A 26,417-nucleotide genomic window follows, 5' to 3' on the forward strand; every position below is an offset into this window, starting at 1 on the left:
CTTTCCGGAGCTAGCAATGAAAATAACGAATATCGAGACAATGGCATGCGACGCAGGATGGCGCGACTACCATTTCCTGAAAATCACGACTGACACGGGTATCGTCGGCTGGAGCGAATACGACGAGGGCTACGGTTCGCCGGGGGTCACCAGTGTCATCGAGTATTTCAAGCCGCTGCTCATGGGCCGATCGCCCGCCAACCATGAGGAGTTCTATGCCGATGCGTTCGGCCGGACGCGGCCCGCTGCTGGCGGAGTGGTGTCCGAGGGCATCGGCGCCATCGAGAACGCGCTGCTCGACGCCAAGGCGAAATGGCTGAATGTCCCTTGCTACGAATTACTGGGCGGCAAGATCCGCGACCGGGTGCGAGTTTATTGGTCACACGCGATGTCGTGGCGGGTCAGGTATCCCGAGTATTACGGAAACCCGATAACCTCCCTCGACGGCGTGCGCGAAATGGGCGCCCATGTACGCAGGAGCGGATTCACCGCACTCAAGACCAACCTGTTTCTGCACGAAGGGGGCCCGCTGCGGCAATGGCGGCCCGGCATCTCGTCGCCCTTCTACCCCGAGCTTAACGTCGACCGGATAGTACTGCGCAATTTGCGCGAACATCTGGACGCGCTGCGCGACGGCGCCGGTCCCGATATGGATATCCTTATCGACCTGAATTTCAATGCCAGGACGGAAGGACTGCTGCGGATTCTTCGCGAGACTTCCTCCCACGACCTGTTCTGGGTGGAAATCGACTCGCAGAATCCCAAGGCACTGGCATACGTGCGCAGCCAAAGCAGGCATCCCATCAGTTCTTGCGAGACCCTGCTGGGCGGCCGGCAGCTCCTTCCCTTCCTGCAAGAGGAGGCCGTGGATGTGGCCATCATCGATGCGGTGTGGAACGGCGTATGGCAGTCCATGAAAATGGCGGCTTTGGCGGACATCCACGACGTCAATATAGCCCCGCATAATTTTTACGGGCATCTGTGCACGATGATGAATGCGCATTTCGCCTGCGCGGTGGCCAACTTCCGCATCATGGAAACGGACGTAGACCGGCTTCCCTGGGACAAGGAGTTGTTCACCCATGAACCCGAGTACCAGGACGGTCACCTCATCGTTCCCAGCCGTCCCGGATGGGGCACCGAGCCGGTCGAGGAAGCCATACGTGCGCGGCCGCCCAAGACTGCGGCGGCCAAGCATTGATGAGCCTCGCGACATTAATTTGCCCGCCGCTTTCCATGTTGCGCGAATCAAGGCAGTGCATGCCGGGACCCTGTGAATGAAACCGGAACGTTTCGACTACGACCTGTTTTTGATCGGCGCGGGCAGCGGTGGCGTCCGGGCCGCGCGCATGGCGGCACAGCATGGCGTGCGCGTGGCCGTGGCCGAGGCCGCCGCGCTTGGCGGGACCTGTGTCAACGCCGGCTGCATTCCAAAGAAGCTGCTGAGCTACGCGGCCGGCTATGCGGAGGCCTTTCACGAATCGGCCGGATACGGTTGGCACGGCCAGGCTCCGGTGCTGGACTGGGAGGCGCTGAAGGCGGCTCGCGCCGCCGAGCTCGCTCGCCTGAACGGCGTCTACGCCAGGCTGCTTGCCTCGTCCGGCGTGCAGGTGATCGCGGGCCGGGGCCGGCTCGAGGGTCCCCATACGGTGGTCGTGGGCGGAAACCGATACACCGCGCGGCACATCGTCGTGGCGACCGGGGGTGTGCCCTACGTGCCAGACCTTCCCGGCCGCGAACTTGCGGTGACGTCCGATCGCATGTTTGATCTGCCGCGCATCCCGCGCCGGCTGGCAGTGGTCGGCGCCGGCTACATCGCCTGCGAATTCGCCTCTATTTTCCGCGGCCTAGGCGTGGAAGTCACGCTGGTGCACCGCGGCAACCACCTGCTCGACGGCTTCGACGCGGATGTGCGCCGGTTCCTCGCCGAAGAAATGGGCCGTAAAGGCATCGATATCAAGCTGAATTGGACCGTGGAGTCCCTCGCCCGCGGGGATGACGGCGGCCTTACCTTGACTAGCGGCATGGGGGCGACGTGCGATGCCGACGTCGTCTTGTTCGCCACCGGACGCGTGCCCAATACCGCGAATCTTGGGTTGGAGTCGGCCGGCGTACAGCTCGACGACAAGGGCGCGATTGTGGTGGATGAAAACTACCGAACCAATCTCACGTCGGTCCATGCCATCGGCGACGTGTCATCGCGCAAGCAACTTACGCCGGTGGCACTGGCTGAGGCGATGGCGCTGGTCGAATGCCTGTTCGGCGCTGGCCGGCTTTCCGTGGACTACGACTTCATCCCGACGGCAGTCTTCACCCATCCCAATGTCGGCACCGTGGGACAGACCGAAGCAGAAGCGCGCGCCGCCTCGGGGCAGGATGGGGTGATCGTATATCGCTCCGACTTCCGCGCGCTGCGACACACCCTTTCGGGCAGCGGGGAAAGAACGCTGGTGAAATTGGTGGTGGACAAGGCAACCGACCGGGTGATCGGCTTGCATATGGTGGGCCCGGACGCGGGCGAGGTGATCCAGGGCTTCGCAGTCGCGTTGCGCGCCGGCGCGACCAAGGCGCTGTTTGATAGCACCATAGGGGTTCATCCCACCGTGGCGGAAGAATTCGTCACTTTAAGGCAGCCGGCGACAGATCATTGAACTGGTGGGCGACCTGCCATCAGCCGATCCGCCACGCCATGCGACTTTGTCACGGCGTCTGTCCAGCCAAGCGGGGAAATCCATTGCCGGGGTGGCGCTGTCGCACGGTGCACCTTGTACGGCGTGGAAAGAGAGGTGGCCGATCTGCTTGCCGACGAGCGCAGGCAAATACGGCAGGCACGTGCCAAGCCGATCACTGAGACATTGCATCGGTGGTTGATCGCGCAACGCAACGCGTGCCGGACGGCTCGTGTACCGCACGCGCCATAGATTACAGCCTCAATCGCTGGAAGGCGGTAATACGCTATCTTGATGACGGCGATGCATCGATCGATAACAACTGGGTCGAGAACCAGATCCGGCCCTGGGCGAGCGGGCGCTCGAACTGGCTGTTCGCGGGCTCGCTGCGCGGTGGCAAGCGCGCAGCCGCCATCATGAGCCTGATCCAGTCGGCGCGATTGAACGGGCATGATCCGTATGCCTATCTGAAGGACCTGCCTACGCGGCTGCCGACACAGAAGAACCACCAGATCGCCGAATTGCCGCCGCATCACTGGATATCGGCCGACTATCCTTTGCCATCATGGGAAGGTCAAGTCCAAACCGAGCTTCCTGCCAAGGACGAAGGTGAAGACCAGCAGGCCCAGGAGCGATAGCATGAAGACTGCGGCCACCTTGCCGAGCGCAGGTAGCACCGCGCGCATCTCTTTTTCTTTCTTCCCTTGATCGTAATGCCACTTGATGGCGAAGAACACGCCCGTGCCGAACACGAGAACCTTGAACGTACCGAAGACTATAGGGGTCCAATCCATCTGTTTGAGTATTTCCAGGCTATTACTTGACACTATCTATCGTGAGGAGCGCTCCCTCAAAACGCTGTATGACATCTCAATCGAAGTCGGTCTATTGTAGTTTGAGCAAACAGCGATCAACATTGGACATAACGCCCTAGGACATATTGTCCTTACTGACTTATTAGATCTTCTGCCTCGCTGATCGCCTAGCCATCGTTCAACGTCACGTTTTCTATTTGCCTCCGCCTCCTCCCGGGACCGAATCGTCGCCTCCAATGCCGCACTCGCGCACACACTACAGAAGCGTCGTTTGCGCCGGCCGGAGCGGTCATGCAGTGTACGGACGACATCCTCGTAATCGGGGCGGGAAATGACTTGAATCGGTAGGGCACATTCCGCACAGCGCAGCTCCGGGAGATAGGCCACAGCGGCTGCCGAAGTCAGCTTTTGTGCGGTACTGCGTCGCAGCGCGAATTCCTCTTCGATTTCTCGGACCTTTTGCGTCCAACCGTTCCCTGGGCTCCGTGACCAATATGCGGTTGCCACCGCCAGGTCGATTGGATCAGCGCTCGAGTGACACAGGATTATCATCATCGTTGAATCTACCCTCTGGGGCATTGCGCCGGTAAGCTGCTTACCAGCTTAAGTACGCGCAGTACACGCATCCGTCCTTTTAGCCGATTTGCCGGCCGTCCCGTCCCCTTCCCTTTAGCCCACACCCCACCCAACCGAATCTCCGCATGCCCCATCGATGAGCTGGAGTGCGCGATTGATTTCTTGGTTAGCCGAGCCCCGGTTGAATTCGTGCGCATCAGGGACGCTCCGATGATCTTGCGAGGTGGCGGACGGTGCCGGCGTAGTGACCGTCGTGGTGCGGGCCGGCGGCTTGTACGCAGGGTCGCGGAAGCGGCACAATGGGTGCCCGCGTCCTTTCCCGTTCAACCATGGAACTGCGACAACTCCGTTATTTCGCGCAAGCGGCGCAGGATCGCAGCATCTCCAAGGCGGCGCAGGCTCTGCATATCGTGCAACCGGCACTGACGGCGCAGATCAAGGCGCTGGAGGAAGAACTGGGGGTGCGCCTGCTGGATCGCAGCCCAATGGGAGTGAGCCTGACGCCCGCCGGCGCCAAGGTGCTGAAACAGGCCAATGACATCCTCGCCCGCGTCGGGCGCCTGCTTCAGGATGCGCGCGGCCGCCCCGCCTCCACCCAGTCCCGCGTGGTGCGGGTCGGAATCCCCAACGCGATGACGGGCGCCTTCGCGGGCCAGTTGATCCAGGCCGCCCGCCAGGAGCTTGGTGTAGCGGTGGAAATCGTCGAAAGCATGTCCGGCTTCTTGCTCGAATGGCTCAAGAGTCAGCGCATCGATGTCGGCCTGCTCTTCGCCGGCCAGGCGGCGCACGGGCTGGACACCCGTCCGCTGCTCCAGGAAGCCTTGCACCTGGCCGGCCCACCCGGCGCCCTGCGGGTGCGCCGGCCGGTCGAAATGGGTGATCTGGGAAGCTATCCCCTGATCCTGCCCAGCGCACGCCACGGCCTGGGCAAGCTGGTCAGGATGCACGCCCGCGAATATGGTGTGCGCTTGAACATCCAGACCACCGTGGACTCGGTTACCGAGATCAAGCATCTTGTCGGGCTGGGCCAGGGTTATTCGATACTTGCGCCTCTCGCCATGCAGGCTGAACTCGCCCGGCGCGCACTATCGAGCGCGCCGATCCGCAACCCTGGCATGCCCCGCGTACTCGTTACCGCCACGCTGAAGAAGCTGGACCCGCAAAGCGCGGCCGCCCAGGTCCGTAACCTGATCCACGAGCTCGACATGCAAACGCCCCGCTTGAGGGCGGCCTAGTCGGATCGACATCCAGGAGGGAACCAAGCCGCTGTCGCGGCGATAGGAGTTGACGGCTCGCCGCCGCGCCGCCACCGGGTATCCCGTTACCGAAGCCGCAGGCGTGGCCGTCGCGTTCCGCATTGACATATCGGTAAATCTCGATATACTGCGGGTATGGAATTGCTCGAAATATTCAAAGCCCTCTCAAACCGCACGCGCCTGGAAATCTTGAAAGGTTTGAAGGATCCCGCGAAGAACTTCCCTCCACAGGATGAAGGTGACGTTCTAACAGTAGGAGTCTGCGTCAGCAGTATTCAAGAAGGCGTCGGACTGTCGCAGTCGACGGTGTCCGATTATCTAGCCACTCTGCAACGCGCAGGCTTGGTCGAAGTCAGGCGCATCGGCCAGTGGACCTACTATAAGCGGAACGAAGCAACCATCAGTGCGCTTGCCGAGATCATAGGCAAAGAGCTGTGATTTTTTTTACCGCAATATATCGGTAATTCCCGATATTCCTTTTTAACGAAACGAGGATGTGCAATGAAAGCGTTAAGACTTAAATCATTTGGAGGCCCGGAAGCGTTTGAACTTGGCGACGTGCCCAAGCCTGTGCCGGACACGGGACAAGTCCTGGTCCGGGTACATGCAACCTCCATCAATCCGTTGGATTACCAAGTCCGACGTGGCGATTATTCCGACTTGGTGCAACTACCGGCTATTACCGGACACGACATATCTGGCGTTATCGAGGCGGTCGGACCGGGTGTGACGACTTTCTCTCCAGGGGACGAAGTCTGGTACACCCCGCAAATATTTGGGGGGCCTGGGAGTTATGCCGAGTACCACGTTGCTGCGGAAGGGATTATCGGCAAGAAGCCTCCCTCGCTGAGCCATCTTGAGGCCGCAAGCTTGACCCTGGTTGGCGGGACGGCGTGGGAAGCATTGGTCGTTCGTGCGGCGCTGAAAGTGGGGGAAAGCATTCTGGTACACGGCGGCGCCGGAGGGGTCGGTCATGTGGCGATCCAGCTGGCAAAAGCCATGGGGGCAAGAGTGTTCACGACCGTGCGTGAAGCAAACTTTGACTTCGCACGAAGTTTGGGTGCGGATGTGGTCATCGACTACGGGAACGAAGATTATGTCGACGCCGTCATGCGCGAAACGGGTGGCCGCGGAGTCGATGTCGTGTTCGACACCATTGGCGGTAACACGTTGACGCGCAGCCCCGACGTGCTCGCACAACTTGGCCGCGTTGTCACGATCGTGGACATTGCGCAGCCACAAAACGTCGTTCAGGCCTGGGGCAAGAACGCGAGTTATCACTTCGTGTTCACAAGACAAAACCGCGGCAAGCTCGATGAGTTGAGCGCATTGGTAGAGCGCGGTCAGCTGCGGCCTCACGTGGGCGCCGTCTACTCGCTTGCCGACATTCCGCTCGCCCATGCCCTGCTGGAGACACCCAACAACGGTGTTCGAGGAAAAATCGCGATAGCGGTCGAGCCATCGGCTCACCCGGCGAGTGCGGACTTTCGACCATAGAGCTCACTGTAAAGGAATGCCATGATTCATGAAATCGGGGCATCCTGGATGTCGATCCGGCCTAGGGCTTCCCCCTCCGGCCTGGGATGATCGGGCGCAACCGGCGCGACAGGCGGATAGCGCAATTTGCCCTTGACGACCGACGGACTGGATTGCGCCCCGGACCGCACATACTGGCGCGAGGCATCCACCGTGGGCTGGTAGTCCCATGGCCGGTAATCGCCGGTCAGCAAGGCCTGCTGGATCAATAGCCGCCGCCGCTGGCTGTCCAGGATGGCGCGATGCAACGCCGGCGCGTCCCAGCGCTGCTCCGCCAACTCAAGCAGCCGGGCAAAGACGGATGCCGCCGAGGGATCGCCAGCGCGATTGTTCAATTCATGCGGGTCCTCGTCCAGCCTGTATAGCTGCGGTGCATCGCCGGCCGCAACGATCAGCTTCCATGGACCGTTGACCACCATAAGGCATGGCGCGTTCGCCCCCTCCCCGTTCATCTCGCCGTATATCGCCACATCATCGCCGTCCTCCTGTCCAGGCGCTCGCAGGAAGGGCGCCAGACTGCGTCCATCCAGTTCCTGGCGCTGCGCCTGCGGCAGGGAGATGCCGGCCAGTTCCGCGATGGTGGGAAACAGATCGACCAGCGAAGCCAGGGCTTTGCAGGATGCGCCTTGCACCTGCCCAGGCAGGCTTACCAGCAGCGGAATGCGCACGGCGCCCTCGAAATGGGTCCATTTGTACCAGAGCCCCCGCTCCCCCAGCATATCGCCGTGGTCGGCCGTCAAAACGATGACGGTATTACTGCCCAGGTCCATCAGGTCCAGCGCGTCCAGCAAGCGGCCCACTTGCGTGTCCACGTAGCTCACCATCGCGTAATAGGCGTGGCGCGCCGTCCGCACGTGGTCGTCCGTGACGATGTGTTCGTCCTGGCGGAACATATGCCACAGGCGCCGGCTGTGGGCGTCGCGTTCCTCCTCGGGAATCGGGCCGACTACCGGCATGTCGATATCCTGGCGGCGATACAGGTCCAGCATGTCAGGCGTCGACACATACGGATTGTGCGGATGCGACATGGACACAGCCAGGAAGAATGGCTTGTCGCGGTGTAGTCGGCCCACATCGTAGATGCGCTGGATCGCCTTGTTGACCACGTCGTCGTCGTAGTCCAGCTGCATGCTGCGGCGACAAGCGCCCGCCTCTACCACCGCGCGCATATTCATTCCCGTCGGCGCAACAGGCAAGGCTTCGCGCCAGTCCGGCGTCCAGCCGAAATCGGTGGGATAGATATCGGTGGTGAGGCGCTCCTGGAAGCCATGCTGCTGGTCGGGGCCGACAAAGTGCATTTTGCCCGAGAGCAAGGTCGTATAGCCCGCGAGCTTCAGGTAATGCAGGAAGGTCGGCACTTCCGCCGAAAACTCCGAGGCGTTGTCATACACGCCGACTGCGCTGGGCAGCCGTCCGCTAAGCATCGCGACCCTGGATGGCGCGCAAAGCGGAAAGTTGCAATACATGCGTTCGAATCGGGTCGCGCGCGCAGCCAGTCTGTCGATATTGGGCGTCTTGCACACGGGATTGCCGTAGAGGCGCAGCGCGAAGGCGGTCAATTGATCCGCCATCAGGAACAGGAAGTTCGGAGCCATGATCTCTTCAAGAGGCAGAAGCGTTCATCTTGTCCAGCAGACGTGCCCACATGCGCGACTCGCGCTCGATGCGCGCCTGCAATGCGGCTGCGTCGGCGAAGGCGGGTTCGATACCGAGTCCGCGCAGGCGCTCGGCCGTCGCCGGGTCGTCCAGGCTGGTACGCAGCGCCACGGCGAAACGCGCCACCACATCCGCGGAGAGGCCACGTGGTCCCACCACGCCCAGCCAGGAACTACCCTCGAAGCCGACCAGCCCCAAAGACGATAACGGCTTGACGTCCGGCAGCAGCGTCTGCCGGCTCGTCGAGGTCAGGCCCAGCGCTCGCAGGCGGCCTGAGCGGATCTGCGGCAATACGCCCGGGATCAGCGCCACGATGAAGTCGATGTCGCCGGCCAGCAGCCCCTGCACCGCCGGAGCCAGCCCCTTGTAGGGCACGTGCTCCACCTTCAGGCCGAAGTCGTACTTGAGCCACTCACCGTACAAATGCCCCGCCGTGCCGTTTCCTCCGGATCCGAAGGTCAGTCGCTGGGACCTGGCGCGCTTGATGAACTCGTCCACCGTCGCGATGCCGGCGTTCTCGTTCACCACCAGGACGCTGGCAAGATCGCCAAGCTGGGCCACCGGCGACAGGTCTGTCTGCGGTTTGAAGCCGGCATCCTTGTAGAAGGTCGGATTGACCGTAAGAATGGAATCCAGCACCAGCATGAACTCATAGCCGTCCGCCGGCGCCCTTGCCATGGCGGCCGCGGCGATATTGCCGCCCGCGCCCGCCTTGTTGACCACCACAATGGTCTGCCGCAATGCCTGTCCCAGCGGCACGCCGACCGTACGGCCGGCGATGTCGACGGGGCCGCCGGGCGCGAAGGGAATCACCACGTCGATAGGCTTCTGCGGCCATCCGGCCGCGGCCCCGTCGGCATGGGAGGAGATGGGAAGCGCCGCCGCCAGGCCCGCCAGCGCGCCTCCGATGAAGTCCCGCCGCGTCCAGGCGTCCTGTACCGGCGTTGCCGCCGTACGCCGCGCCCCCGTGCCGCCGCGAGGCGGTGCATCCGCGTACTTGTCTGCCTTCAACATGCTTGTCTCCGCCGTTGTCGTGCTTATGCGGAGCGATATTAGAGACATCGTTGCCGCAGCGGAAATAGGAATTGATGCGAGGGGGCATCATCGAAAATGATGGCCTCACAAGGGCGGGCTCAAGAAGTCGCTAAGGTAGCGTGGCCGCCTTGTGAGCCCCGGGCGATCCTGTATTGGCATCCATCTGAACATTCTGTACAGTCGGATTCCCCCTTCAAGATTCAGCGCAGGAATCAATCCATGGCTTACGATCCGGGCATCCAGGAGTATGTAGATCGTTCGCGCAAGGCATTGGGGGAAATGGGCGACCTCGGCAGCCTGACGTTGGCGCAGCGGCGCGCACGCGCCGACCGTCAAGCCGCGCTGATCAATGAGCCCTACCCTGCCTCGCTGGCCGTCAACGATACCTATATCGTGCTGCCGGGACGCGAAATCCTCGTGCGGGTGTATCGGCCGCGCGGAGACGGGCCGCTGCCGGCCATCGTATACCTGCATGGCGGCAGTTTCGTCGCGGGCAGCCCGCAAGGACATGATTTCATCACCGCCAGCCTGGCTTGCAATACCGGGGCGCAGGTGCTCAGCGTGCATTACCGCCGTGCGCCCGAGAACCCCTATCCTGCGCCAACCGAAGATGCCTACGAGGCCCTGATGTGGGCGGCCCGCGAGGCGCAGATGCTCGGCATCGATCCGCAGCGTATTGCCGTTGCGGGCGACAGCGCCGGTGGCAACCTGGCCGCGGCCTGCGCCCTACTGGCGCGCGACCGCGACGGTCCCTCCGTGCGCATGCAAGCCCTGATCTACCCGACGCTGGATGCCGACCTCGATACGCCCAGCTACCTGCACAATACCCAGGACGCCTTCCTGACCCGCGAGGCGATGGCCTTCGCCTTGGAATCGTTCCTGCCGCCTGCGGTGGCGGCCATGCGCGACGATGGCTATGCACTGCCCATGCGGGCGGCGGACCACGCCGGCTTGCCGCCGGCATATCTGCTGCTGGCCGACCACGACCCCTTGCTGGACGACGGCAAACGCTACGCCGAAAAACTACGGGCCGCCGGTGTTGCGGTGGAGATGCGCATCGGCGCAGGCATGATCCATGGCTTTCTGCGGGCGCGTCGGCTCAGTGCTGCGGTCGACGCGGAATTCCACCTTTTGTGTGCGGCTTTACGACGGGGGCTGGGGCTGCCGGAACCCGCCGAACCCTGGTGAGCGGGATGGCCTCGCCCATGTAGACACAGGCGGCCAGGTCTCCGTCGAATCGGGGGCTTCCATCGAAGCTTTGGCCGGATACTCCGCGGCTTGGCCGACCAGTGTGAGAATCGGGAATATGCAGACATCACGCGGCCAACGCCGCACTTGGGTGCTATCCTCAATCAAGCCGAAGGCGGCCGAGTTCGGGTGACATCCGGTCCGCGAAGGCCAGCATCGCCTCCGCTACTTCAGCGATCTTCTGTTCAGTCATTGTGTAGCTGAAGTTGGCTGCCGTCAGGACCAGCTCCAACGGCCCAGCCTGTGAAAAGATCGGGACCGCAATCTGCGTCAGTCCCCGCCTTCTGTCACCGGAGTCCAAGGCGTACCCACGGGTCCGTGTCAGTTCGATACGCTGGACATATTCCTCGAACGGAGGCTGCCGGAACCATTCCGTCTGGCCATATGCCGCTTCGATCAATTCAGGCGTGGCGCCGGAAAATGCCGCCATGACCAGGCCTGACGCACCGGAAAACCGGGGCGATCGGCGGCCCACGCTGAAATAGCTGTCGACGCGGAATCCGCCGCCTACAAAATCCAGCAGCACCAGGTCATAGCTTTTCTCGACCTTGGCCAGCGCGACGGTTACGCCGACGCGCTCGGCCAGCGAAAACATCTCGGGCCTGATGACATCGAGCAGTCCGCTCGTTCGCAGGACCCCGTGCGCCAGCTCCAGCACCATGATTCCGACGCTGTAGGTCTGGTCGCGCTCGTTGTAGGCGACAAGCCCCTCGCGCTGGAAGGTCCGGAGAATATTGAATGCCGTCCCGCGATGCAGCCCGGTCTCGCGCGCAACTTCGCTGGCCCGTTGGGGACGCTGCGCCCGATGGAGAGCACGCAGCACCGCCAGCCCCGAAATGATCGCACCTACCGGTTTGCCGAGCACCCGTTCCGAGCCGCCCGCGCGTTCGGACTTTGCGGAGCGATCAGGCTTGTCCGTTTGCGGTTCGGTGTCGATCTCGTACTCAGTAGTCACGATGAATCATTCCTCTCACTGCTTCGTTTGCAACCGCGACGCCATCGCTTTCAGGCGAGCACAATAAGACAGCCCGGGGAACTGCCGGGCTTCCGGGAAATATAATACTTCCCGTGCCTTGCCCTGCAAGGTTCACCATCCGGACAATCCCCTCAAGAGGCCAACGGCACGCCCGCCGTGGATCCGCCGTCCACGGCGATCGTTGTGCCGGTAATGAACGACGCCTCTTCCGAGCACAGGAATGCGATGGCCGCCGCGACGTCGGCCTCGGTGCACAAACGGCCGAGAGGCGTCGTCGCCGATAAATGGAACCCGCCTTGCGCAGGGCTCGACATGATCTTTTCCGTCATCGGCGTTTTCAGCATGCTGGGACAGATGCAGTTCACGCGTATCTGCCTATGGGCCACTTCAAGCGCAAGCGTGCGAGCCAGGAACTGAAGCGCGACCTTGGAAGCCGCGTAAGCACCGTTTCCCGCCTTCGGACGCTGTCCAGCCGCCGACGATATGGCGACGATCGATCCGCCGCTATCCGGGAAATGAGGCAGCGCTGCCTGGACGCACCGCCAGAAACCTTTCGTGTTCACGTCGAAGGTCACATCGTAGACGTCATCCGTCATGTCGGCCAGCGACGCTGGAAGCAGCACGCCGGCGGTGAACACCAGCGCATCGATGCCGCCGTGGCGGTTCGCGCTCTCGGCGAAAGCGTGATGAAGACCATCACGGTCCCTGACGTCTGCAGCCATGCCCAACACGCGGGCTCCCGGCATGGCCAGGGTTTTCTCGGCGTCTTTCACCCTTTCGGCGTTGACATCGATAATCGTGGTGGCCGCCCCGCGCGCAAGAAAATGACGCGCCACTTCCAGACCGATGCCCGACGCTCCTCCGACCACGAACACGCTATTGACGGTCATATCCTTGCCTCCATATCCGAGACCGCTTTCTGCAGATCGAAACCGCGATAGCCATCAGCGACAACCTCTTCGCAGATCTTGATATAGGCGGGCAGGCCCGCGACATAGGGCATGAACACGCGGGGCTTTCCCGGGATGTTGGCGCCGACATACCAGGAGTTGGTCGCTTTCGGGAACAGGGTGCCATTGGCGACCTCGTTCACATGCCGGACCCATGCGTCCTCGGCTTCGGACGTGGGCTCGATCGTGGCGACTTCGTTCGCGTCGAGATGGCTCAGGCAATCCGAAATCCATTCGACGTGCTGTTCGATCGCCGTGACCATATTCGCCTTCACGGACGGGCTGCCGGGGCCGGTAACGAGAAACATATTGGGAAAGCCGTGGACCATGAGTCCAAGGTAGGTGGCAGGCCCGGCCCGCCACTTGTGGCTGAGCCGCTCACCTCCGCGTCCGGTAATCGATACTTCATTCAGTGCGCCGGTCATGGCGTCGAACCCGGTCGCGAAGGCGATGATGTCGACTTCGTACTCGGCCTCGGTGGTCCGCACGCCCTTCTCCGTGATTTCCTTGATGGGCGTGCGGCGGGCGTCCACGAGCTTCACGTTGTCCCGGTTGAAGGACTCGTAGTAGTTCGTATCCACACAAAGACGCCGCGATCCGATGGGGTGGTCGCGCGGGGTCAGGATTTCGGCTGTCTCAGGGTCTTTGACTATCGACCGGATCTTCTCGCGCACGAATGAAGCCAGGCTTTCATTCGCCTCCGGATTGCGCAACAGGTCGGTGAATGCGCCCATCATGCGTGCGCTTCCGCCCTTTGCCCACAACTGCTCGTAAAGCCGCACTCGCTCCTCGTGCGGAATGTCCAGCGCCGACTTGGTCGGGATCGCGACGCGTGACATCCCCGAAGATTGCTTGCGTGCGGCTTTGCGAAGCGCGGGATAGTTTTCTTTCTGCTCTCGCTCTTCGTCATCCCGCATCGGGTGATTGTGGGCAGGCACGCTGAAATTCGCTGTCCTCTGGAAGACGGTGACGCAGCTTGCCTGTGCCGCGATCTTGGGAAGCATTTGCACGCCCGTCGCGCCGGTGCCGATCAGCGCCACACGCTTGCCCGTAAAGTCCACGCCCTCTTTCGGCCAGCGAGCCGAATGGTGCCATTCGCCCTTGAATCGCTCGATGCCCGCAAAGTCGGGGACACGCGGCGTCGATAGATTGCCGCTTGCCATGATGCAGAAGCGGGCCTCCACCAAGGGGCCCTTGTCGGTGGAGACCATCCAGACCGCACGTTCTTCGTCGAAGCGCATTTCCGTGACGCGTGTTTCGAAGCGGATGTATCGCCGCAAGTCGAAGCGGTCAGCCACGTGGTTCAGGTAGGCGAGGATTTCCGGTTGCTCGGCATAACGGTGCGACCAGCTCCACTCCTGCTGCAGTTCGTTGGAGAAAGAATAGGAATAGTCGAGGCTCTCAACGTCGCAACGTGCGCCCGGATAGCGATTCCAGAACCATGTGCCCCCGACTCCGTCGGCCGCTTCGATACAGCGGACCGTCAACCCGAGCTTGCGCATCCGAAAGATTCCATAAAGCCCGCCGAAACCCGCGCCGACGACCAGGACGTCGACACGCTCGGGCGCGGATTGCGCGCGGGATTGGAATTGGGTGACCTCGGACATGTCTCCTCCTCGTAGAACAATGAACGTCGGTCCCAGAATGACGGCAGCGCACATGACGCACGGTGTGCACTCGCAAGGGCCGGAATATCGCGTCAGTGAGCCATGGTAGTTGAAGCACGTGTCGTTTGCAATATAGCACTAGGGTCTTCTATAGAGAACTGTACGCCTATAGCCCCACGGGGACGCTCGCGCTATATGGTCGATTCGGACTAGTTCGTATGCACAAACCGCCATATCTGCGGCCTCTCGGTTGCTTGGCAGCTCTGCAAAGGCGCATCAAGGGCCTAATCGTCTTCTATAGACGACACTTATTTTCGTTGACACTCAGCCGTTTTTTTGTATAGTGAGCTCCATCGGCTTGCGCAAGCTGCAGACATCAGCAGATACCGCGGCACGAAACCACCGAGGAGGAAGGCAAAATGAAGCTGATTGCCCGTTTGTCAGCCGGCTTGTGGACGGCTATTTCATTGCTCTTGCCAGCCGCGCAGGGCGCGGAGTTTCCCACACGTCCGGTCACGCTCATCGTGGGATATGCCCCGGGCGGAGGCACCGACATCGTCGCCCGCAGCCTTGCCGAGGTCTTCTCCCGCAAGTGGGGCCAGCAGGTCATCGTAAGGAATCGCCCTGGCGGCACGGGCGTGCTCGGTATCCGGGATCTGAAAAGCGCTGCACCGGACGGCTACACATTGGGCGTCTGGACGGATTCCGATGTGGGCAATTCCGCGGTCCGTGACGATCTCGATTACGACCTGGTGAAAGACTTCGACCATATTGGCCAGATCGCCGCAGGGGGCACGGTCCTCGTCGTTAACCCCTCCCTGCCGATCAAAAGCTTCAGCGACTTCACCAGCTATGCCAAACAGAATCCCGGCAAACTGAACTTCGCGGTTGTCTCCGGCGGGGGAATGCATCTGGATAGCTTGCGGATCGAGGCCGCCGCGGGAGTGAAAACCACCATCATCGGCTACCCCGGCACCGGCCCCGCCTTGACGGACGTAATTGCCGGCCATGTCGACGCGTTGGTGTTGCCCCTGGGCGTGGCGCTTCCCTACGTGAAGAGCGGAGCCGTGCGGATCGTCGCAGTGGGATCGACCACGCGTTGGCCGGGTCTGCCGGACGTCCAAACGCTTTCCGAAGCCATCCCTGGGCTGGAGAGCACCTTCTTCTACGGTCTGGTCGGCCCCAAAGGAATGTCGGCCGACCTGAAAGCCACCTTGAACGCCGCCCTCCAGGAGGCCCTGCGCGATCCCAAGCTGGGTGAAAAATTCCTGTCCATGGGATTCATTCCCACCGGAAATTCCCCCAGCGAATTCAAGGCGGTGATCGCGAAGAAGCTGGCCACCTCGCGCACCGCGGCCGAGCAAACCGGCTTGAAGAAGAGCCTGCAAAAGGAAAACAAATAAACCCGGGCCGATCTCCCTGGCTCCGGCCGCGTGGCCGGGGTGAGGATCGTGCCGATGATCATGGTCCGCGCGACCGGCCGCATGGTGATCACGCCACGCGGCTGGCCGCCTTTCAGTTCCGCTCCCCCGCCATTGCGACTTCCCGGGCACGGTTCGCGCCCTGCAAACTGGGAACGATGTCCGCGAACGCCTCGAGGCGCTCGGGGTTCAGCGCCCATTGGCGCATGGTCTCCACGTCGTTGGCCAGATAGCGGTCCTGGTCCAGGAAGGCCACCTGTTGGCGGATTCCCGCCAGCACGTCCTCCATCGCAGCCGAACTGCGCGGCCCCTGGGGCAAACGCTTGAGTTCGACACCTTGCGCGGCGGCCATCGCCTCCACGCCCACGATCGCCGCGGTGTTGGACACCATATCGCCCAGGCGACGCGCCGCGAAGGTAGCCATGGATACGTGGTCTTCCTGGTTCGCAGAGGTAGGCAGGCTGTCCACGCTTGCCGGGTGGGCGAGCGACTTGTTTTCCGACGCAAGCGCCGCCGCGGTGACCTGGGCAATCATGAACCCGGAATTGAGCCCACCGTCGCGAACCAGGAACGGCGGCAGGCCCGATAGCCCGCTATCCAGCAGGAGCGCAATGCGCCGTTCGGAGATCGCGCCGATCTCGCTGACTGCCAGGGCGATGATGTCGGCAGCGAAAGCCACCGGTTCCGCATGGAAGTTGCCGCCCGATATCACCTCTCCTGTGTCGGCGAAAACCAGCGGGTTGTCCGAGGCGGCGTTGGCTTCCGTGGCCAATACACGAGCCGCATATACGAGGTTGTCCAGGCATGCACCCATGACCTGTGGCACGCAACGGATCGAATACGGGTCCTGGACCCGGCCGCAGTCGGCATGCGATGTCACGATCTGGCTATCCGCCAAAAGCGTGCGCAATGCCCGCGCCACGGCGATCTGGCCGGGCTGCCCGCGGGCCGCGTGTATGCGCGGGTCCAGCGGCTTGACCGAACCTTGTATCGCTTCCAGCGAAAGCGCGCCCGCAACCAGCGCCGCGCCGAACACGTGTTCGGCTTCGAACAGGCCGGCAAGCGCCAATGCCGTCGAGACCTGGGTGCCGTTCAGCAGCGCGAGCCCCTCCTTGGGGCCCAGAACGAAGGGAGTCAAACCCACCGCCCGCATGGCCTGCGCCCCACTTACCTTTTGTCCATCCGGCAGCAACGCTTCCCCTTCCCCGATAAGTACGCAGGCCAGGTGGGCCAGGGGGGCTAGGTCGCCGGATGCGCCGACCGAGCCTTTGCCCGGTATGCAGGGCGTCACACCCCCGTTGAACAGCTTGACCAGGGCTTCCACGAGTTCGGGGCGCACGCCGGAGAAGCCGCGGGCAAGGCTCATGGCCTTGGTGGCGAGGATCAGGCGAACCACTGGGGCGGCCAGGATGTTGCCGATGCCCACGCTGTGGGACAGAACGAGGTTGCGCTGCAGGTCGGCCAGGTGGTCTTTGTCTATACGGGTGCTGGCGAGCTTGCCGAATCCGGTATTGATGCCATAGACCACCTGGCCGCTGGCAACGATATCGCGGACGGTATGGTGAGCCCCCGCCAATGCCGGGACGAGGTCATCCGCCACTGCGAGCTGGACGTCACCGGCATGGATGCGCCGGAGCTCGGCCAGCGTCATGGGTTGGGCCGTGAGCCGCACGCTAGAGACTTTCGCCATGATCAACCCTATTCATGTATATACAGCGTTGAAAACCAAGTCGCATGGGCTGCTTCAGCCCACTCATGCGCAAGGGCTTATCTCACTGGTCGGGGCCCGGCCGGAACCGGCTACCCAGGCTGTACCGCGACGCCGGGTTCAGGCACCGCACCCACGTCACCGGCACATCTTCGTACCACGTTCGGCGCGTGAGCTGCAGGCAGGGCTCCGTGACCTTCATATCGAGTATGCGCGCCTGTTTGGGCGTCGGCATGACGGCATCGACGACATGTTCGACAAGATCGGCAGGTATCGACGCCAGCAGGTATTCGCCGGGCGTGGTGCGCGCGAAATCCTGGTCCATGAAGTCGGGAACCATCCTGGGATTGACGTAGCGGTCTTCGAGCTGGATGGGAGACCCATTCTCCAGGTGGACACTGACCATGTGGAAAACCGATTGGCCCGGCAGCATGCCGAGCCACACAGCGACATCCGGCGCGGCGGCGAGCCGTTCACGCGAAATACAACGCCATTGGTGCTCGTGCCCGCGGGAGCGGATCTCGTTGGCAATATTGGCGATCTGCAGCAGGGTCGACTGCGGCTTGGCCTCTGCCACGAACGTGCCCACGCCCGGAATGCGGACGATCCGCCCCGCGCCGGCGAGTTCGCGTAGTGCCTTGTTGACCGTCATTCGCGACACGCCCAACAGAGAGACCAGTTCATGCTCGGACGGCAGGCGCGCGCCGGGCGGCCATGTGCCATCCAGGATGCCGCGAGTCACATACGTCTTGATCCGTTCATGTAGCGTGGTCGCCGTGCCGCCTTTGATACCCGCGGAGGGCCCCTTCCCCGCCGCGGATTCCTGTTTCCCGGGCGCGGCGGCCATGGCGAGACGCTCGACGGGTGGCTGATTCATGGCTATATGCGGCCGGCCTCCCGGATACTGCGCAGGAATGCGCGGGTCCGGTCGCGTTGCGGATCGCGGAAAATCTGCTCCGGCGGCCCTTCTTCGTAGACGGCGCCGTCGCACAGGAAACATATCTTTGAAGCCACCTCGGCGGCAAAGCCCATCTCATGCGTGGCCAGCAGCATCGTCATGCCCTCGTTTGCGAGGTCGCGCACGATATTCAGGACTTCCGAAACGAGTTCCGGATCCAGTGCAGACGTTATCTCGTCCAGCAGCAGCACCATGGGGTCCATCGCCAGCGCCCGCACGATGGCTACCCGCTGCTGTTGCCCGCCGGACATCCGGTCTGGATACTCGTGCGCCTTCTGCGCCAGGCCGAAACGCGTGAGCAACGCCATCGCCCGCTCCTCGGCCTGCCTGCGGGGCTGCTTGAGCACTTGCACCGGCGCCAAGGTCACGTTCTCCATCACGGTCATGTGGGGGAACAGGTTGTAGCCCTGGAACACGATACCGATGTCACGCCGCAAGGCATCGACATCGACCCCTGGCCCGGTGATACGGTCGCCGTGAACCAGGATCTCGCCATCATCGATGGGTTCCAGGCCATTGATACAGCGCAGCAAGGTGGACTTGCCGGACCCGGAAGGGCCGATAAGGCAGACAACCTGGTGCTTTTCCACCGTCATGCTCAGGCGATCGATGACCGGCAATTGCCCATACGACTTGGAGATCTCGCGAATTTCGATGAACGACACGCCACGGCTCCTTAAGCGCCGCTTGCGCGCATGCGGGCGCGATCGCGTTTTGCCATGCGTTCCACCAGGCGGACCTGTGGCACGGAAATGATGATGAACAGGAGCGCGACCGTCGTTGCGGCCGACAGGTTGTAATAGTTCGACGCCAGCACCATGGATTGGTTGAAGGAGTCGATCACGCCCACCACATTGACCAGCGCCGTATCTTTTTGCAGCGCGATAAAGGCATTCAGCAAGGGCGGGATGATGTTCCGGATCCCTTGCGGCAGGACCACGAATCGCAGCGTCTGCATGTGCGACAACCCCAGCGAGCGGGCGGCCGCGGTCTGGCTCCAATGGATGCCCTGGATACCGGCACGATAGATTTCCGCCACGTAGGCGCCGACCGTCAGGGTCAATGCAATGACGACATATGTCGTCAAGGACAGGTCCTTGAGGATGGGTACGCCGGTCAACGGCAAACCGAACCCGACCAGGTAGATCACCAATACGGCCGGCATGGCGCGGAATATGTCGACATATGCCGTGGCGAGAATGCGCAAGGGCTTGCCGGCTTCTCCGGGCGCCAGCATGGCCAGGGCCACGATCAGCCCCCAGATCAACACAAAAACCTCGGCGATCATGAAGATCTTCACGTTGATCCAGAACGCCTGCAGCACCAGGGGAAAGGTCTTGACGATCAGCGGCACCAGGAAGAAGGTCTTGGCCACCGCCTGGTTGTTCGCCAGAAGGAACTGCACACCCACCACGCAGATGAACTGGCTGAGCGTGTACCCGAGCACGATCCAGCCCAGTACGCGCGCCTGCGATCTGGCCACACGCGCCGCGACAATGTCCCCGCGGGCTGCAGCGGCCCGAACCTCCAGGCATCGTTTGAAGGTGCGATACAAGGGGAACGCGACCCACGCCGACGCCAGGCCCAGGAGCGCCACCCCGGCGGGGACCCACCAGCCATCGACCTTGCTGGCCAGAAGGACTTCACGCAGCGCGCCGATCGTGTACCAGCTGGACGCTATCGTGAGCGCCACCGCCACAAGGGCGGAAAGAAACAGCGCCGTCGGCATGGACGGCATGCCGCCCATGTCCAGACGGCGTTCACGGCCGGCCCCGTCCGCCGCGCCGGACACTCGATCGATAGGATTGCGCATGGCTGCGGTGCTCTTACGGCTTGAAGATCGGCACCTTGTTCGGATCCATGCCCAGACTGGGCGCAAGGTATTGCGCGGCCAGGCGGTCGAAGGTTCCGTCGTCCTTCATTTCCTGGATGAGCTTGTTGAAGACCGCCATGTTGGGCGAATCCTTGTTGACCAATCCGCCCCATCTTTCGCCGGTGTCGTAGCGCCCCACGACCTCGAACCGGCCTTCCGACTGTTTGGCTCGCGCCAGTACATTCGGGGTGTCGTAGACCACCGCGTCTACCTGGCCGGCAGCCAGGGCAGCGTACATGGCGGCCACCTCGGGATAGACCTTCAGCGGCTGGGTGGGTTTGACGTGGTCTTCCAGGAACTGGTGCGTGGTGGTGCCCTGCTTGACGCCCAGCCGCTTGGTCTTGATATTTTCAGCGGTGATCTTGTCACCGGCCCTGACCAGGACCCCCATGTCGGAGTCGAAGTACGGATCGGTGAAATTCACCGCCTTCTTGCGCTCGTCGGTAATGGTGATTTCGCTGAGCGCGATGTCAAAGCCCTTTGCCTGTCCCGTGAGTATCTGCGCAAACGAACGGCTCACGACAATCACACGGTCCAGCCCGGCCCGATAGGCCATATTGGCAGCCATGCAGTATTCGAAGCCCCCGTTGATGGTTTCCGGAGAGTCGCCATTCCACCATCCCGGCGCGGGCAGCACAGGACGCACGGAAAGCGCGCCCGGCACCACCGTTTCCAGCTTGACCGAACCGCGCGTGCCGCTGACTTCGCAATTGCTGAACTGGGCTGCGACCGCGGTCGCGGCGGTCAAGCCGAACAGAAGCGGCGCGAGCAGAAAGCTGGCGCCGGTGCGAAACCATCCTGGTTGTCTGATTGCGTGCCGTTTCATTGGGATCTCCCGAGGAATATGAAGCAGAGCCTGTCCGGGCGAGCCCGGATGGTTCGCGATTGAAGCGGATCTCTGTATGCGTGTATGTGTATATGCCGCCTAGGCATTCATGGCGGCGGCGGGCTGCGCGATACCGCCGTGCGGCTTGCCCGACCCGACGTCGCCCCACAGCACCGCGTGATCCGCCGGCAAGGCACGGGAGTTTGGCACAGAAAGCCAGAGGCGCATCAGAAGCCGGTCCTGGCCCGTTTCGACCTGATCCTTGAATGCCGTGCGGCCGTGATAAATAACGTGGTTGTTCAAGAGCTGGATGTCGCCGGGCGCGAAGCGCATTTCAAAGCACGACTCTTCGGCCACCGCCAGCAAAAGCCGGATCGCTTCGTGTTCTGCGTCCGTCAATTTGCGGACGCCGGGCACCATCTGGGCATTCTCGATGTAGGTCAGGGAAAAGTGGCTGGTAGGCTTGCCGTCGCGCACGCCGAAGATCGGCAAGTCGTAGACGATATGCTCGCCGCCTGCCTCTTCGCCAAACCGGCTGCGCGGGATAGGTTTGCACAACAATGCGTGCAGGTCGGGGCGGCGCCGAAGGATCTCGTTGTAGACGGTGGCGCTGCTCGCCAGCTTGCTGACCCCACCCTCGGCCGCCTGGCGCACGCACAACAGGCCCACGACATCGCACCGGTCGGTATGGAAGCGCAATTGGCCCGGCGTCAAGGTCCGGGCCCCGGAGGACAGGAACTGTTTGCCGGATTCGTCGACCGTCGCGCCGTAGAGCTTGGCGCCGACACCCATTCCTTCATCCTTGATTTCCCGCATGACTTCGCCGCGGTAGTTCTGGTACATGGGCGTGCCGAGATGGGCGCCCAGGCCATACCACAACCGCCGCAACTGCTCCTGGTCATACCGGCCAACGTCCAGGCCCTTCATCTTGACCATGCCGGAGCCGTTCTCCAGCTCCTCCCGCACGTCGTCGAAGAAGGAAGCGGCATCGGGCAAAGGGAAGTTCTGGCGATTGATCGCACGCCAGGCCACGCCGTCGGTGTTGCGGACTGCCGCGTCGATCTGCTCCAGTACGACCCCCGGGAACGTTTTGACCCAACGGGGATTGTCGACCATCTCGGCCCCCTTCCACACACAGGCGCCTTGCAGAAAACCCAACTCCGACATGAAACTCTCCTGGCAGACGGACGGAAAAGCGAGCTACGGCAATCGCAACCGGGACCGATCTGGCTAGTGCTGTATAGACAGGCGCTAAAGTACCCTTTTCCATATGGTCTGCAAATACATACTCCGCGTCATACGGGAAAATCCCTAGGGGATGCTCGGCGGCGCGGCCTGACCGGCTTCACACCGCCGCGTGGAAGGCCGCCGCATGTCCCGGCCGGATGGCCGTCGCGCAGTACAGCCATTGCGACGGGGCGGCGGATATGCGCAGTTACTGCGGCAGCGACGCCCCGCCGCAAATCGCGATGTCCTGCCCGGTGATCGCGGCCGCCTCGGGCGACAGCAGGTATGCCACCAGCGCCGCGACTTCCGCGGGCTGTATCAGCCGGCCTATGGGCGGCAAGCGCGGCGCGCTGGCGGCTCGGGCAGGATCGTCCAGCATGCTCGTCTGCGTGGCCGCCGGCGACACCACGTTTACCGTGACGCCCTGCCCGGCCAGTTCGGCGGCCCAGCTGCGGGCCAGCGCCGCCAGGGCTGCCTTGGATGCCGCATACTGGCTACGACCCGGCATGCCCTGGGCCACACGGCTGCCGATCAGCACCACACGGCCGCCGCCGCGCGCGGCCATGTCGGGCGCAAGGACCTGCGCCAACCGGACCCCGGCATCGACGTGCAGCTTCCACATTCGTTCGCCGTCGAGCGGGTCCAGCTGCGCCAACGTCCCTATTCGCAGTACCCCGGCAGCGTGTACGAGGGCCCGGACATTCGCCAGCGAGCGCAGTGCCTCACGGGCGGCCTGACCGTCGCAGAGATCGACCGTGATATGCCGGTAGGCGGCGTGCCGCTCAAGAGCCGGTCCCAGGTCCAGGCCAGTCACGCTCCAGCCCGCGTCCAGCAGGCGTTGCACGATGGCCTGGCCAATGCCGCCGGCGGCGCCGGTGACCACCGCCATCCCTCCTGCATACTCAGTCGACATGGATGCGGCCTTCTTCAACGATCTTGCGTGACCGCGCCATATCGTCTTTCTGATAGCGGGCGAATTCAGCTGCCGAGCCGGGTGTGATCGTTATCCCGAGCTGTTCGTATTTTTCCTTGATGCCGGAGGACAAAGCCTTGTTGACCTCGGTGTTCAGCTTCCCGACGATAGCCGCGGGCGTCCCGGCCGGCGCCCACAGGCCGTACCAGCTGTAGAACTGATAGCCCGGCAGGGTTTCGCTGACTGTAGGCACCTCGGGCAGGTTGGGCAGCCGCGTGTCCGAAGTCACCGCAAGCATCTTGACCATGCCGCTCTTGTAATAGGACACGGCGCCCAGCACGGGGTCGATGAATCCGTCGATGCGTCCGCCCACAAGGTCCTGCAGTGCAGGCGCGGTGCCGCGGTAAGGGATGACCATGTAGTCCAGGCCGCCTTGGCGCTTGAGCAACTCGGTGGCCAGATGGCCCGCCGAGCCGACGGATCCCACGGCGAATGTAAGGCGGCCCGGGTTTTCCTTTGCGTACGCCAGCAGGCCGGCCAGGTCGGTCACGGGCAGGTCCTTCTTCACCGAGACCGAAAGCGGCGCCTTGCCCGCCATGGCCACCGGTACGAAGTTCTTGTCCACGTCGAAGGGAACGGACTTCATGGTCATGGGGGCCGTGGTGAAGGTCGACGCGTTGAAGAGCAGCGTATACCCGTCGGCCCGGGACTTGGCCACTACGTCGGCACCGATAATGCCATTGCCGCCCGAGCGGTTCTCCACGACGAAACCCTGCCCGGTCTGTTCGCTAAGCTTCTGGGCCACGTCACGACCGAGCATGTCCAGCGTGCCGCCGGGAGGAAACGGAATGACGAACCGGACCTGCCGTGATGGATAGTCGTCCCCCGCATGCGCCACGCTGCCGCCAACTGCGGCGCACAGGGCAAGGACGGTATGCAACAGGATTTTCTTCTGCATGCTATGTCTCCTCTTTCTGGTTTCGTTGGCGGCGCCGCGGGAGGAAATGGCGCATGGCCATACTTTCCGGCGAGCCTCGCCAGATGCACATACAGCCTTTAGCGGACCGGCAATTTTGCGTTGGCCAGCGCAACGCGCAGGGCGTCCATATCGGCTGCGTCGGGCGCCTCGGTGGGAGGACGCACCACGGCGCTTTCCAGCACCCCCGCCAGGTACATGCCGGCCTTCATGCGGGCGTGGGCTTCGCCGGTAGGTTCCCCGCCACCGTATACGGCGTCCTTGAGCGGAGTGATGAGGGACTGCACCGCCTGGGCGCGCTTGAGATCGCCGGCCTTGACCGCATCCCACAGGTCGATGATGAGCTGCGGGATGAACGTGGCGAAGCCCACCAGCGCTCCATCCACGCCCTGGACCATGGACGCCAGCAGGTATTCGTCGTGGCAGGTCAGGATGGCCTTGGATGCATCGGCGTCGCGCAGCGCCTGGATGTCGCGCGCGTATTTGTTCATGTCGCGCTGGCCGACCTTGAATGCCTGCACATAGGGCAGCCGGGCAAGATCGGCCAGCAGGTTCGACGAGTAGGAAGCCCGCGTCCATGCCGGGTAGACGTGGCAGACCAGATCCAGATCGGGCGCCGCCTCGTGGATAGCGTGGAAGTATTGCAGCGCATGGCCCGAGGTGAAGCCGAAGCGCAGCCAGTGGTGCGGGGGCATCACATCCAACGCGGCGGCGCCGGCGGTGCGCGCGGCGCGCGCGTGTTCCGCGGCCTCGGCTATGCCTTCGCAGACAATGGACGAAATCACCGGCAGCCTGCCGCGCAGTTCATCGGCCACGATGCGCGTGACCTGTGCGCGCTCGGCCGGCGTCAGCGAAAAGACTTCGCCCGTGTGGCCGTTGGTCATGACGGCCACCACGCCTTTATGGCCGGCCAGCCAGCTGGCCAGGCGGCGCAACGCCGGCTCGTCGATACGATAATCAGGGGTGAAAGGGCAGGAAATCGCCGGGATGATGCCGCGGTAATTCGAGATGGAAGCCATGTGGCGGGTCTCCTTGTTAGTGCGGGAATGGCCGTTATGATTGCGGCAACGCCTTCGGGCCGTCCAATACTCGAATTGCATAGAATTATCTGTGCTGCGCTGCACACACTGCTCATGGGACCTGGAAACCGACCTCTGGACATGAATTGGCTGGAGGATTTCTGCGCGCTGGCCGAAACGGGGAGTTTCTCGCGCGCCGCCGAAGCCCGCGCCATCGCGCAGCCCGCTTTCAGCCGGCACATTCGCGCACTGGAGGATTGGGTGGGAGCGGACCTGTGCGACCGCAGCACCCATCCCACCGAACTTACGGCCGCCGGGCGCAAGTTCCTGCCGCTCCTGAAACAAGTATTGGCGGACCTGGAGGCAGCCCGTATCAAGGCGATCGCCGCGCACGCCCAGGAAGGCGCCAGCCTGCGCTTCGCGGCCACGCATTTGCTGTCGCTGACGTTTTTTCCCAGATGGCTCGCCGGTCTGGAAGCGGATATGGAGGTCGGTGCGATCCAGATGATGTCCGATAGTTTCCAGGCTTGCGAGGACCTGATGGCGCAGCGTCGCGTCCAGTTCCTCCTGTGCCACCGGCATCCGCAAGTGGCCAGCCGCCTGGACGAAACCGCCTACCCTGTGGTGCGCCTGGGCACGGACGTTCTGGTGCCGGTAAGTGCTCCTCTCGTGAGCGGCCCGCCCTGCGAACCGACTCACCGTCTGTCCGGCGAGGGCTCCGTCCCCTTCCTGGCATATGGGCCGGCATCCGGCCTGGGCCGCATCGTGACTCTTCACCTACGTCAAATGGGGATGCGCGAAGCGCGAATACAAACAACGTTCGTCGGCCCGCACGCCACACTGCTGCGCTCCATGGCGGTACAGGGGCGTGGCATCGCCTGGCTGCCCGACATGCTGGTGCATGATGACCTGGCGCAAGGAAGGCTGGTACGAGCGGGCGGCGCGGAGTGGGACATCCCGCTGGAAATCTGCCTGTTTCGCCAGCCCAGCGAAATGGCGCAGGTGGCCGAAAATCTGTGGATCCTGACGCAGGCGCAAGGCGAACGCCCCCGCTGATCCGGTTCGATGCGCCGGCACGGGTTATATCGCGCTCAAATCGTGAAGAACTTATGCCCCTGAACGCTTGGGGCGGTCCCGCACAGTGCCGTGCTGGGGGGGCCGGCGGCGAGCGG

At 62.9% G+C, this 26,417-nt stretch carries 22 protein-coding genes and 1 pseudogene; 9 read left to right on the forward strand and 14 right to left on the reverse strand.

The features are described from left to right. The first annotated feature begins 16 nt into the window (after nt 1–16). The 6 genes and pseudogenes from BAU07_RS12710 (at nt 17) to BAU07_RS12735 (ending at nt 6,813) form a co-directional block, all read left to right on the forward strand. A complete protein-coding gene (locus tag BAU07_RS12710; protein ID WP_066658169.1) occupies nt 17–1,201 on the forward strand; it encodes a mandelate racemase/muconate lactonizing enzyme family protein in 1,185 nt (394 codons plus the stop codon). A gap of 76 nt (nt 1,202–1,277) precedes the next feature. Further along, on the forward strand, nt 1,278–2,651 hold the full coding sequence (gene gorA, locus BAU07_RS12715) for a glutathione-disulfide reductase (protein ID WP_066658173.1): 1,374 nt from the start codon (nt 1,278–1,280) through the stop codon (nt 2,649–2,651). Nucleotides 2,652–2,765: 114 nt separating this feature from the next. Further along, a pseudogene (locus BAU07_RS12720) lies at nt 2,766–3,208 on the forward strand (IS66 family transposase); the annotation flags it as partial. Between the two features lie 1,181 nt (nt 3,209–4,389). Continuing rightward, complete coding sequence (locus BAU07_RS12725) at nt 4,390–5,295, forward strand: LysR family transcriptional regulator (protein ID WP_066665395.1); 906 nt, start codon at nt 4,390–4,392, stop codon at nt 5,293–5,295. 156 nt (nt 5,296–5,451) lie between these two features. Continuing rightward, nucleotides 5,452–5,754, forward strand: a complete 303-nt coding sequence (locus BAU07_RS12730) for an ArsR/SmtB family transcription factor (RefSeq protein ID WP_066658179.1) — start codon at nt 5,452–5,454, stop codon at nt 5,752–5,754. A gap of 63 nt (nt 5,755–5,817) precedes the next feature. Next, the gene (locus tag BAU07_RS12735; protein ID WP_066658182.1) at nt 5,818–6,813 is read left to right on the forward strand and encodes a zinc-dependent alcohol dehydrogenase family protein; all 996 of its coding nucleotides are present in this window, start codon (nt 5,818–5,820) and stop codon (nt 6,811–6,813) included. A gap of 26 nt (nt 6,814–6,839) precedes the next feature. Here the strand turns inward: BAU07_RS12735 and betC are convergent, their stop codons facing one another. Next, nucleotides 6,840–8,447, reverse strand: coding sequence for a choline-sulfatase (gene betC, locus BAU07_RS12740; RefSeq protein WP_066658184.1), 1,608 nt, complete (start codon nt 8,445–8,447; stop codon nt 6,840–6,842). A gap of 7 nt (nt 8,448–8,454) precedes the next feature. After that, on the reverse strand, nt 8,455–9,522 hold the full coding sequence (locus tag BAU07_RS12745; protein ID WP_198168790.1) for a Bug family tripartite tricarboxylate transporter substrate binding protein: 1,068 nt from the start codon (nt 9,520–9,522) through the stop codon (nt 8,455–8,457). 240 nt (nt 9,523–9,762) lie between these two features. Between BAU07_RS12745 and BAU07_RS12750 the strand changes: the two genes are divergently transcribed. Beyond that, a complete protein-coding gene (locus BAU07_RS12750) occupies nt 9,763–10,731 on the forward strand; it encodes an alpha/beta hydrolase (protein WP_066658187.1) in 969 nt (322 codons plus the stop codon). A gap of 160 nt (nt 10,732–10,891) precedes the next feature. Here BAU07_RS12750 and BAU07_RS12755 read toward each other — a convergent pair whose 3' ends face one another. The 3 genes from BAU07_RS12755 to BAU07_RS12765 all read right to left on the reverse strand — a co-directional run bounded on the left by BAU07_RS12755 (nt 10,892) and on the right by BAU07_RS12765 (nt 14,324). Beyond that, the gene (locus BAU07_RS12755; RefSeq protein WP_066658188.1) at nt 10,892–11,746 is read right to left on the reverse strand and encodes an IclR family transcriptional regulator; all 855 of its coding nucleotides are present in this window, start codon (nt 11,744–11,746) and stop codon (nt 10,892–10,894) included. Nucleotides 11,747–11,898: 152 nt separating this feature from the next. After that, nucleotides 11,899–12,657 (reverse strand): SDR family NAD(P)-dependent oxidoreductase, encoded by a 759-nt coding sequence (locus tag BAU07_RS12760; RefSeq protein ID WP_066658190.1) that lies wholly within the window; start codon nt 12,655–12,657, stop codon nt 11,899–11,901. Then, nucleotides 12,654–14,324, reverse strand: a complete 1,671-nt coding sequence (locus BAU07_RS12765) for a flavin-containing monooxygenase (RefSeq protein ID WP_157122207.1) — start codon at nt 14,322–14,324, stop codon at nt 12,654–12,656. The genes BAU07_RS12760 and BAU07_RS12765 overlap by 4 nt, the downstream gene beginning before the upstream one ends. 419 nt (nt 14,325–14,743) lie before the next feature. On the opposite strand from BAU07_RS12765, the gene BAU07_RS12770 reads away from it, so the two are divergent. Beyond that, on the forward strand, nt 14,744–15,727 hold the full coding sequence (locus tag BAU07_RS12770) for a Bug family tripartite tricarboxylate transporter substrate binding protein (RefSeq protein ID WP_066658192.1): 984 nt from the start codon (nt 14,744–14,746) through the stop codon (nt 15,725–15,727). 112 nt (nt 15,728–15,839) lie between these two features. Here the strand turns inward: BAU07_RS12770 and hutH are convergent, their stop codons facing one another. The 9 genes from hutH to BAU07_RS12815 all read right to left on the reverse strand — a co-directional run bounded on the left by hutH (nt 15,840) and on the right by BAU07_RS12815 (nt 25,245). Further along, nucleotides 15,840–17,435 carry a histidine ammonia-lyase gene (hutH, locus tag BAU07_RS12775; protein ID WP_066665401.1) on the reverse strand — a complete coding sequence of 532 codons (1,596 nt, stop codon included), beginning with the start codon at nt 17,433–17,435 and terminating at the stop codon, nt 15,840–15,842. Between the two features lie 82 nt (nt 17,436–17,517). Next, a complete protein-coding gene (gene hutC / locus BAU07_RS12780) occupies nt 17,518–18,330 on the reverse strand; it encodes a histidine utilization repressor (RefSeq protein ID WP_084025679.1) in 813 nt (270 codons plus the stop codon). A 2-nt stretch (nt 18,331–18,332) separates the two neighbouring features. Beyond that, the gene (locus tag BAU07_RS12785) at nt 18,333–19,076 is read right to left on the reverse strand and encodes an amino acid ABC transporter ATP-binding protein (protein WP_066658194.1); all 744 of its coding nucleotides are present in this window, start codon (nt 19,074–19,076) and stop codon (nt 18,333–18,335) included. A gap of 11 nt (nt 19,077–19,087) precedes the next feature. Then, nucleotides 19,088–20,224, reverse strand: coding sequence for an amino acid ABC transporter permease (locus BAU07_RS12790; RefSeq protein ID WP_084025681.1), 1,137 nt, complete (start codon nt 20,222–20,224; stop codon nt 19,088–19,090). A gap of 13 nt (nt 20,225–20,237) precedes the next feature. Continuing rightward, complete coding sequence (locus BAU07_RS12795; RefSeq protein ID WP_084025683.1) at nt 20,238–21,110, reverse strand: ABC transporter substrate-binding protein; 873 nt, start codon at nt 21,108–21,110, stop codon at nt 20,238–20,240. Nucleotides 21,111–21,209: 99 nt separating this feature from the next. After that, nucleotides 21,210–22,277, reverse strand: coding sequence for a TauD/TfdA family dioxygenase (locus tag BAU07_RS12800; protein ID WP_066658203.1), 1,068 nt, complete (start codon nt 22,275–22,277; stop codon nt 21,210–21,212). Between the two features lie 268 nt (nt 22,278–22,545). Beyond that, nucleotides 22,546–23,250, reverse strand: coding sequence for an SDR family NAD(P)-dependent oxidoreductase (locus BAU07_RS12805; protein ID WP_066658204.1), 705 nt, complete (start codon nt 23,248–23,250; stop codon nt 22,546–22,548). Further along, nucleotides 23,240–24,208 carry a Bug family tripartite tricarboxylate transporter substrate binding protein gene (locus tag BAU07_RS12810; protein WP_066658205.1) on the reverse strand — a complete coding sequence of 323 codons (969 nt, stop codon included), beginning with the start codon at nt 24,206–24,208 and terminating at the stop codon, nt 23,240–23,242. The genes BAU07_RS12805 and BAU07_RS12810 overlap by 11 nt, the downstream gene beginning before the upstream one ends. A 98-nt stretch (nt 24,209–24,306) precedes the next feature. After that, nucleotides 24,307–25,245 carry a dihydrodipicolinate synthase family protein gene (locus tag BAU07_RS12815; RefSeq protein WP_066658206.1) on the reverse strand — a complete coding sequence of 313 codons (939 nt, stop codon included), beginning with the start codon at nt 25,243–25,245 and terminating at the stop codon, nt 24,307–24,309. Between the two features lie 141 nt (nt 25,246–25,386). Between BAU07_RS12815 and BAU07_RS12820 the strand changes: the two genes are divergently transcribed. Next, on the forward strand, nt 25,387–26,301 hold the full coding sequence (locus tag BAU07_RS12820) for a LysR family transcriptional regulator (protein ID WP_232338117.1): 915 nt from the start codon (nt 25,387–25,389) through the stop codon (nt 26,299–26,301). Nucleotides 26,302–26,417 lie beyond the last annotated feature (116 nt).

The organism is Bordetella flabilis, from assembly GCF_001676725.1.
In the GTDB taxonomy this organism is placed as follows: Bacteria; Pseudomonadota; Gammaproteobacteria; order Burkholderiales; family Burkholderiaceae_B; genus Bordetella_C; species Bordetella_C flabilis.

Excerpts from the sequence above, each read along its gene's own strand:
- BAU07_RS12770 (WP_066658192.1), top strand. The coding sequence starts at position 14,744 with ATGAAGCTGATTGCCCGTTTGTCAGCCGGCTTGTGGACGGCTATTTCA.
- BAU07_RS12765 (WP_157122207.1), bottom strand. The coding sequence starts at position 14,324 with ATGTCCGAGGTCACCCAATTCCAATCCCGCGCGCAATCCGCGCCCGAG.
- BAU07_RS12750 (WP_066658187.1), top strand. The coding sequence starts at position 9,763 with ATGGCTTACGATCCGGGCATCCAGGAGTATGTAGATCGTTCGCGCAAG.
- BAU07_RS12795 (WP_084025683.1), bottom strand. The coding sequence starts at position 21,110 with ATGAAACGGCACGCAATCAGACAACCAGGATGGTTTCGCACCGGCGCC.
- BAU07_RS12820 (WP_232338117.1), top strand. The coding sequence starts at position 25,387 with ATGAATTGGCTGGAGGATTTCTGCGCGCTGGCCGAAACGGGGAGTTTC.
- BAU07_RS12810 (WP_066658205.1), bottom strand. The coding sequence starts at position 24,208 with ATGCAGAAGAAAATCCTGTTGCATACCGTCCTTGCCCTGTGCGCCGCA.
- BAU07_RS12760 (WP_066658190.1), bottom strand. The coding sequence starts at position 12,657 with ATGACCGTCAATAGCGTGTTCGTGGTCGGAGGAGCGTCGGGCATCGGT.
- gorA (WP_066658173.1), top strand. The coding sequence starts at position 1,278 with ATGAAACCGGAACGTTTCGACTACGACCTGTTTTTGATCGGCGCGGGC.
- BAU07_RS12710 (WP_066658169.1), top strand. The coding sequence starts at position 17 with ATGAAAATAACGAATATCGAGACAATGGCATGCGACGCAGGATGGCGC.
- BAU07_RS12725 (WP_066665395.1), top strand. The coding sequence starts at position 4,390 with ATGGAACTGCGACAACTCCGTTATTTCGCGCAAGCGGCGCAGGATCGC.
- BAU07_RS12730 (WP_066658179.1), top strand. The coding sequence starts at position 5,452 with ATGGAATTGCTCGAAATATTCAAAGCCCTCTCAAACCGCACGCGCCTG.
- BAU07_RS12745 (WP_198168790.1), bottom strand. The coding sequence starts at position 9,522 with ATGTTGAAGGCAGACAAGTACGCGGATGCACCGCCTCGCGGCGGCACG.
- BAU07_RS12815 (WP_066658206.1), bottom strand. The coding sequence starts at position 25,245 with ATGGCTTCCATCTCGAATTACCGCGGCATCATCCCGGCGATTTCCTGC.
- BAU07_RS12790 (WP_084025681.1), bottom strand. The coding sequence starts at position 20,224 with ATGCGCAATCCTATCGATCGAGTGTCCGGCGCGGCGGACGGGGCCGGC.
- BAU07_RS12805 (WP_066658204.1), bottom strand. The coding sequence starts at position 23,250 with ATGTCGACTGAGTATGCAGGAGGGATGGCGGTGGTCACCGGCGCCGCC.
- hutC (WP_084025679.1), bottom strand. The coding sequence starts at position 18,330 with ATGAATCAGCCACCCGTCGAGCGTCTCGCCATGGCCGCCGCGCCCGGG.
- betC (WP_066658184.1), bottom strand. The coding sequence starts at position 8,447 with ATGGCTCCGAACTTCCTGTTCCTGATGGCGGATCAATTGACCGCCTTC.
- hutH (WP_066665401.1), bottom strand. The coding sequence starts at position 17,435 with ATGGCGAAAGTCTCTAGCGTGCGGCTCACGGCCCAACCCATGACGCTG.
- BAU07_RS12735 (WP_066658182.1), top strand. The coding sequence starts at position 5,818 with ATGAAAGCGTTAAGACTTAAATCATTTGGAGGCCCGGAAGCGTTTGAA.
- BAU07_RS12800 (WP_066658203.1), bottom strand. The coding sequence starts at position 22,277 with ATGTCGGAGTTGGGTTTTCTGCAAGGCGCCTGTGTGTGGAAGGGGGCC.